At 57.0% G+C, this 356-nt stretch carries 1 protein-coding gene; it reads right to left on the reverse strand.

The genetic code is table 11. From position 1 onward, the window contains the following. Nucleotides 1-128: 128 nt before the first annotated feature. A partial coding sequence (locus tag IB265_RS36560) for a hypothetical protein (RefSeq protein ID WP_210334700.1) occupies nucleotides 129-356 on the reverse strand: 228 nt, incomplete at its 5' end.

The following is a 356-nucleotide window of genomic DNA, read 5'->3' on the forward strand; positions in this document are numbered from 1 at the left end:
GTGGTGATTGCTCGGCGCGAGCAGGCCCTGTCCCGACTTGATGCTGCGGAATGATCCCCTGACCGAGCTCTCAAAGCTAAAGCCGAAGGAGTGCTCCCCACCCGCCCCGATCTGATCTTGCAACCGGATCAGCCGGTCAGATCGGGGCTGGTCGCTGTGCAGTAGGGCAGCTCAAGTGACATTTCTACTTTGCGCCAAAGCGGACAGTTCAACCTGGCCGCCACAGTATTGTAGCCGGGTGGGTTCAAGGATGAAGTGCGACTTGCGATAGATACCAATGGGTTGTCACTCGCAAGGAATGGCTCATGAGACGCACCTACTCCCAAATCGATATGGATGAACGTCGTAGGATCGCC

The sequence above is a fragment of the Ensifer sp. ENS10 genome (assembly GCF_014852025.1).
Lineage (GTDB): Bacteria > Pseudomonadota > Alphaproteobacteria > Rhizobiales > Rhizobiaceae > Ensifer.